The organism is Streptomyces sp. NPDC048248 (assembly GCF_043201875.1).
Classification (GTDB): domain Bacteria; phylum Actinomycetota; class Actinomycetes; order Streptomycetales; family Streptomycetaceae; genus Streptomyces.
On record NZ_JBICZL010000037.1, the window covers coordinates 24,860 to 30,859 of the forward strand.

The window sequence follows — 6,000 nt, forward strand, 5'->3', positions numbered from 1 at the left end:
CCGCTTGACCGAGGGGCGGGGAAGGGCGCATCGACGAATCCAGCCATAAACCCACGTCACGTCCGGAGAGCCCGAAGTGAAGCCCTCATGGGCCAGGCACCGGCCGGCTAGACCCGTTCCGCGTTCCGCTACTGGCCGGGGTAGCGGCCGTCTCCGGTCACCAGGCAGCGGATCACGCGGCCGGGACGGCCGGTGGGCTCACCCAGCTGGATACGGCAGCCCGCCCAATGCACACCGTCGGCCGGCGGCGCGTCCTCGCGCTCGAGGCGGAGCCCGAACGCGGAGTGGGTCACCGTCAAGAACACCGGGCGCCTGCCCGTCAACCTCAAGGGCTGGACCCTGGCCGACAAAGTCCGGCCACTCCTACCGCTTCGGCAACCTCCGCCTGCGCGGCCACCAATCCGTCCGCGTCCACACCGGCGTCGGCCACGACACCCACCGCGACGCCTACCAAGACCGCCGCGCCTACGTCTGGGACAGCAACAGCGCCACCGCCACCCTGCGCAACGACCACCGCCGCATCATGGACGTCACGCACTGGGGCCACCGCCACTGACCCGACCTGACCCGCAAGAGTCCGGGGGCCGGTGACCCAAGCCACCACTGACCAGCCCCCGACACCACGGTGCGCCGCAAACCCAGCCTGCGGCGCACAGCCATATCCGCAGCGACCGCTCTCTCCTGCCGAGGCGAGAGGCTATGCGGCCTCGTAGTCCACGGTTGTCTCGGCGCACATGGAGGCGAGTTCGCGCAGCTTGCTGCGCTCCTCGGTGTCGACGGTCAACGACCAGCGGAGCTTGGTGCCCACCCAGTCCGCGAGGTAGACGCAGGTGGCGTCGTTAGCCGGTGGCATCCACTCGGCCGGGTCCTTATCCCCCTTGGTTCGGTTGGGCCCCAGGCTGACGGCGACGAGACTGCGCTCGACGTCCACGTCGTTGGCGTAACTCTCGCGGCGCTGTGCGCTCCACTTGGAGGCACCGGAGTCCCAGGCTTCTGCGAGGGGCACGACGTGGTCGATGTCGAGCTTGCGTGCGTCGGTGACGGTCTTGTCGTCGTAGTAGGAGTGCCAGCTGCCGCCGGTGAGCTTGCAGTCTTCACCCTGCCGCGGCTTCTTCACCGCCTCCGCAACGAGGACCTCCCGGCGCGTGTCACAGCCATCGTGATCGTCGTCGATCCACAGGTGGAATTTGTCCCGCTCGTAGCCGGTGCGCGACTCGGCCACCGTCTTGAGCCGGCCCACCGCATCCACCAGGCGCAGCCCCCCGCCCTTACCCTCCGAGGCGCTCGCGTTCGGCTTACCCTTTGCGTCGTCAAACGTCGAGTCGGGCGAGCACGCTGCCACGGCAAACAGCAGAACAGGACCGGCAGCGAAGACGGCCACGCGGCGCATTCGATTCAAAGGGGACTCCTGGTCAGTGAGGCGATGTCAGCTCCCCGCATCTACCCGCACCGCCAGGAATGCCAACCACGCGGGAGCCGTCAGCCGCACCCGGGCGGCATACCCGTAGCGCTCGTCCCGCTTCGGCTCGGCGGTGCCCGCCGCAGGACGATAACGCCGGTAGAGAGCACGAGCGTGACCACGTGGAAGGTGAGGCGTTGGACTGCCCATGAGCAACATGGACGATCGACTGCTAGCTCTAGTGGACGGTGTCGTCGACGCCGAAGAGACGCGCCTACCGCTCCTGACACTGCGGGAAGCCCAAGCCGCCGTGGAACTGCTCCAACGGCTGGCCGCCCACGAAGGAGACGGCGCCTACGCAGCCCGGCACCTCGCCGGCAACCTGGCACGCAGACTGCCAGCCGAAAGCTGAACAGACGCTGGCCGCTCAGCCCTGCGGCAAACACCGACACCATCAACTGACTCGGCGCAGGGCGGTATCGGGGCGGTTTGACCGGACAAGGCTCCGCGCTCTCGCACGGAGTACCAGCACTTCAGAGCGGTGTCGCGGTGTGGCTACGAAGGCGTCTGGAGTGGGCCATGGCATAGCCAGGAAACGGGGCGGGTGCCGACGGCCAGCGTCGAACCACTCGGCATCTGGTGCCCAGTGGACGTCACCTCAGTGGGCGCTGGACTTCCAGGTGGCGGGCCCTCCGCCACGCCACGTGATCCTCGGATCGTTCAACGGCACTTCCTCGGGGTTCAAGCCGACCCGGCGCAGGAAATCCAGCAGGTCGGCCACGCCATAGGCCACGCCGAGAATCGCAGCATTCACACGGACGCGACGACCGCCATCAGCGGACGGTGGATGCACCACGATGCGCAGGCGGGGCTGGTCGGTCATGAGTCCACCCTGCCTACGGCCAGCGCCGTGCGCTCGCAAACCATCCACCCGAACCTACCCAACTTGCACCTCAGAGCCCCTGGCAGCTTCCGAAGCTCCGCGGAAACCCCAGCTCAAAGCACCGCCACCCCACAAAAACTAGATCCCCAGGTCAGCGCACCATCTAGCAACTGATCGTTAGCAGATTCCCACGATGCGGACGACTTCGCGCGGGGAGACTGAGGCTATGAGCAAGCTTCCCGCCTTCTCCTATGACGGTGAGGCGGTTGTCGTTACTGGCAGCACTGAGATCCAAGTCCACGCCAGGCTCCTCAAGCGGTTTCACCAGCCTTTCGGCGAGGAGTGGCACGGCACGATGACTCCCCTCGACCCGAACGAGGACTTCTGGGCCGTGGACGAGGCCGGCACCGCCGTCCTTCACACAGCGCAAGGACGAGAGGCCATCCTCAGCCCCGGCGACAACTAGAGCCGCGCGACCTGGCCCGAACTTCAGCGGCCCGACAGCCACGGTGGCGCCGCGCTCGCGGGCCTTGGCCGCGGTCTCGTCCGCGTCGTCGACGGCGAAGTAGGGCGTCCATGCCACTGCGGCCTGCAGGCTCGGTGCCAGCGCGCTGATCCCAGCACAGGGTGCCCGCCCGCTAGGGCCACGGAGAACTCTTTGCCCAGACTGCCGGGGCGAAAGCTCCAGACCAGCACCGCAGCGTAGAAGGCCTGTGTTGCCTGCAGGTCGCGGGCCATCAGGTTCACCCAGCAAGGCGCCCCGCGCGCGGGAGCCGGCGGACGAGGTTCAGGGGCAGGCATGGCTCTCCTCAAGCGCGTGTTGTTCTTGCGCACGTTGCGGAACGTCTCGTCGAGGACCTGCTCGGTCCACTTGGCCTGGACGAGGCCACCCTGCGCGACCCAGTTGAGTACGTAACGCAGGATGTTGGGGTAAAGAACGTTCGCGTCGTAGATGGCAACAAAGAGATACGCGCTGACCTCCACCTCGCACTGCTCCAACTCGCCTGCAGCATCATTAGTGTCTTAATTTCGATCACTCGTTTGGGTGGTGCCTGTAATCCTGGGAATTCCGTCGACTCCCTCGGGTAGTCACGCACAAGCCAGCTAGCCGTGACAGAGGAGCGGCTTGCGGAAGTAGCCCAGTACGCGGAGGTATTCATGGCACTGCCGAAGATTGGCAACGTCTACACACTCAGGACGCAGCTTGAAGGGACCGCAACATATTGGTACGGAAGCTTCATGGACCGGGAAGTATCCGGCAAGTATGTCATTCACTGGACCGATGAGGCTGATTCTTGTCTCATCCTCGCCTCAGTGGCCAAGTGCCCCATCAAGGTTGGCGATGACGAAAAGCTCGCGGTCACTTCCCTCCCCGGCCATATTTTGTGGGCCGACCCCGACAAACAGGTCCGGGACGTCGCTGTCAGCGACATCCCGGACGACTACAGAAACGGCGGTATCTGGCGCATTGAGCTATCAACGGAGAACGACGGCTGCATTCTTTGGAATCGCGTGCATGCACAATACGTTCAGGCGGACGGCGGGGCGGACGGCGGGACGATCCAGTTCGTGGACGACCGGAAGGAGGCGACCACCTTCTACTTCGACGAGCAGCCCGATGGATTTCCCGAGGTGGCCAAATTGGGCAGGCTGGAGCCTCCCCGACTTGCAGCACCCGAGCTGACCGACTACTCCGACCCTCCCGAAAACACTTCCTGGCAGATCGCAGGCGAAGTCGCCGTACCTTACTTCCTCATCGCCGACGATCACGGGCACGACGTGCAATGGCAGGGGGAACATAGCCCTTACTACATTATTCGCCGCTGGTCCAGCTGGAACAAGGTCCAATGGAGGGTGCATCCCGCCCACAATACCGAGCTGCATTCCTGGTCCACCACTGAGGGCACCACAGAAGAATCCGCCTCGGACGTGGACCGGACGCTGAATGTCAGCGTCACCGCTGAAGCGAGTTTCGGCATCAAGGGATTCGGCGCGAGTGTCAGCACCACAATCGAGACCGGACTGAGCGTGAAGACCAGCAAGAAGTGGTCCCAGTCCTACAGCAAGCTGGTAAGCGGCAGCTACACCGTGGGCCCCGCAGAAGCGGACCTTGCCGTCGGCGACTGGTTCCGTCAGGACAAATACCGCATCTACCGCGCACAGGGCGGCGGGGACATCCTCGAATTCACCGTGACCCACCCAGGAACACAGGTATCCCGCACCTACATGCGCCCGACAAAAAAGTAGAGCGCCCTTCAGCCCTTGGGACCGACAACTCGCTTCGAACGCAGCCGCGGTGTCGAGGTCTATAGGGTCGGGGCATCCGGTGCAATCCACCCATCTCGCCGTTACGCGCCAACGCACGCCGGGAACCGTCTCCTGGCGCGCCGGCGGTCGGCGCGCCAGGAAAGCGAGGAAGGGGCACAAGCCATGGGTCACGACGGGGATGTCATCGCGGAGCTGACCACTGACCACCGCGAAGTGGATGAGCTGTTCGAGCAGCTGGACAACGCCATGCCGGGCAGTGAGCGCCGTAAGCAGCTGGTGGATTCGCTGACCATCGAACTGGTGCGGCATTCGGTAGCCGAGGAGCAATACCTCTACCCCGCCGTGCGCGAGCACCTGGACGGAGGCGACGCCATCGCGGACAGGGAGATCGCCGACCACGCCCGCGTCGAAAACCTCCTCAAGGAACTCGAGGGCCGCGACGCCGGCGACGCGGACTTCGACAGGCTCGTGCGCGAACTGCGTACCGAGGTCACCGCTCATGTCGATGACGAGGAGGACAGCCTGTACCCCCTACTGCGTAAGGGCGTCCACCCCTACGTCCTGGAAAGTCTGGGAGAGAAGGTGCGCGAGGCGAAGAAGACCGCCCCCACCCGTCCTCACCCCAGCGCCCCGAGCTCCCCGGCGGTCAGCAAGATCCTGGCTCCCGGCCTGGGTCTGGCCGACCGCGCACGTGACTACGTCACCGGCCGCGGCCAGTAAGCCCCTCATGGAAAGGCGCACACCGACATGGCCGTTGCACGCGACATCATGACCCCGGCGCCGAATGCATCAGCACCGAGGCCAGCGTCTCGGACGCCGCCCGCAAGCTCACTGCCCTCGGCGTGGGCGCCCTGCCGATCCTCGGCGCGGACGACAAACTCAAGGGCGTCCTGACCGACCGCGACATCACCATCAAAGTCCTGGGCACGGGCCGCGACCCGCACCAGACCAAAGCCGGCGAACTCGCACAAGGCGAAGCGGTCACCATCGGCGCCGACGACAGCGCCGACGAGAACTTCGCGACCATGGGCCGCCACAAGGTCCGCCGGCTGCCCGTCATCGACGGGCACCGCCTGGTTGGCATGGTGGCGCTGGCCGACGTCGCCCACGCTCTGCCCGACCCGCAGGTCGGCGACCTCCTCGAAGCTCTCTCCACCTTACGACGGCCCGTCCAACCCACGAACAACGTAGGACCGACTGACGCCCACGGCCCCGCCTGACTGGCGGCGCCGGGCCACCAGAAGTGAACTTGTAGGGCCGGGCCCAGTCCCGCCGGGAGACTGAAGAAAGGGTGAGCAATCGTGCCTGCAGGTTCGAGCAAGAAGCGTGAACGTCAGTACGAGCACATCAAGGACCAGGCCGAGGATCGCGGCACGTCCGAGAAGCGGGCGAAGGAGATCGCCGCCCGCACGGTGAACAAGGAACGCGCCCGCTCCGGCGAGGCGAAGTC

General features: G+C 65.7%; 7 protein-coding genes and 3 pseudogenes. 6 read left to right on the forward strand and 4 right to left on the reverse strand.

The window, feature by feature from the left end:
- Positions 1–128: 128 nt before the first annotated feature.
- Together ACGFZW_RS38070 and ACGFZW_RS38075 are read right to left on the reverse strand one after the other, a co-directional pair.
- The gene (locus ACGFZW_RS38070) at positions 129–299 is read right to left on the reverse strand and encodes a hypothetical protein (RefSeq protein WP_393897915.1); all 171 of its coding nucleotides are present in this window, start codon (positions 297–299) and stop codon (positions 129–131) included.
- A 398-nt stretch (positions 300–697) separates the two neighbouring features.
- Positions 698–1,390, reverse strand: a complete 693-nt coding sequence (locus ACGFZW_RS38075) for an HNH endonuclease family protein (protein WP_393897923.1) — start codon at positions 1,388–1,390, stop codon at positions 698–700.
- Between the two features lie 226 nt (positions 1,391–1,616).
- Here ACGFZW_RS38075 and ACGFZW_RS38080 point away from each other — a divergent pair, with 226 nt between their 5' ends.
- The gene (locus ACGFZW_RS38080; RefSeq protein WP_393897916.1) at positions 1,617–1,811 is read left to right on the forward strand and encodes a hypothetical protein; all 195 of its coding nucleotides are present in this window, start codon (positions 1,617–1,619) and stop codon (positions 1,809–1,811) included.
- 246 nt (positions 1,812–2,057) lie between these two features.
- Here ACGFZW_RS38080 and ACGFZW_RS38085 read toward each other — a convergent pair whose 3' ends face one another.
- A complete protein-coding gene (locus tag ACGFZW_RS38085; RefSeq protein ID WP_393897917.1) occupies positions 2,058–2,282 on the reverse strand; it encodes a hypothetical protein in 225 nt (74 codons plus the stop codon).
- A 226-nt stretch (positions 2,283–2,508) separates the two neighbouring features.
- On the opposite strand from ACGFZW_RS38085, the gene ACGFZW_RS38090 reads away from it, so the two are divergent.
- Positions 2,509–2,748, forward strand: coding sequence for a hypothetical protein (locus ACGFZW_RS38090; RefSeq protein WP_393897924.1), 240 nt, complete (start codon positions 2,509–2,511; stop codon positions 2,746–2,748).
- On the opposite strand, the pseudogene ACGFZW_RS38095 reads toward ACGFZW_RS38090, so the two are convergent.
- Positions 2,743–3,083: pseudogene (locus ACGFZW_RS38095) on the reverse strand (VOC family protein); the annotation flags it as partial. The gene ACGFZW_RS38090 and the pseudogene ACGFZW_RS38095 overlap by 6 nt on opposite strands.
- Before the next feature lie 357 nt (positions 3,084–3,440).
- On the opposite strand from ACGFZW_RS38095, the gene ACGFZW_RS38100 reads away from it, so the two are divergent.
- The 4 genes and pseudogenes from ACGFZW_RS38100 to ACGFZW_RS38115 form a co-directional block, all read left to right on the forward strand.
- Positions 3,441–4,529, forward strand: a complete 1,089-nt coding sequence (locus ACGFZW_RS38100) for a hypothetical protein (RefSeq protein WP_393897918.1) — start codon at positions 3,441–3,443, stop codon at positions 4,527–4,529.
- A 183-nt stretch (positions 4,530–4,712) separates the two neighbouring features.
- The gene (locus ACGFZW_RS38105; RefSeq protein ID WP_393897919.1) at positions 4,713–5,270 is read left to right on the forward strand and encodes a hemerythrin domain-containing protein; all 558 of its coding nucleotides are present in this window, start codon (positions 4,713–4,715) and stop codon (positions 5,268–5,270) included.
- 27 nt (positions 5,271–5,297) lie between these two features.
- Positions 5,298–5,770, forward strand: a pseudogene (locus ACGFZW_RS38110) (CBS domain-containing protein).
- An 81-nt stretch (positions 5,771–5,851) separates the two neighbouring features.
- A pseudogene (locus tag ACGFZW_RS38115) lies at positions 5,852–6,000 on the forward strand (plasmid stabilization protein); the annotation flags it as partial.